Raw genomic sequence first — 333 nt, 5'->3', positions numbered from 1 at the left:
TGTCTGGCTGTCGGACACGCCAGCGGAATGCAAGGCCACATCTGGCAACCATGTCCTGCATTTTCAAGAAGACCAGCCCGGCGGCAAGGCATTGCTGGCCGTCTTGATGACGGCGCTGATGAACAAGCGCAAGATCGATGTGCAGACCAATGGTTGCGACATCGTCGAGGTTTACTTGAAGTAAGCACGCTCTGGCGGAGCCTGCTCCGTAGATTCCGTTGCGTACGTTGTATCGTAATGTTGCTAGGGGAAGCGTTGTCGATCCGACTTCAATGAGAAGTCGACTTTACATCGCGTATCTATGGTTCCAACTCGCAAGGACGAGTGATGTCA

The 333-nt window shown here is 53.5% G+C and carries 1 protein-coding gene; it reads left to right on the top strand.

The genetic code is table 11. From position 1 onward, the window contains the following. On the top strand, window positions 1-184 hold a 184-nt coding region (locus D183_RS24385; protein ID WP_039726848.1), incomplete at its 5' end, for a hypothetical protein. Window positions 185-333: the final 149 nt, after the last annotated feature.

The organism is Xanthomonas sp. SHU 199 (assembly GCF_000364665.1).
Lineage (GTDB): Bacteria > Pseudomonadota > Gammaproteobacteria > Xanthomonadales > Xanthomonadaceae > Xanthomonas_A > Xanthomonas_A sontii.
The sequence above is the reverse complement of the archived record's forward strand: the minus strand, read 5'-3'. Positions and strand labels throughout refer to the sequence as shown.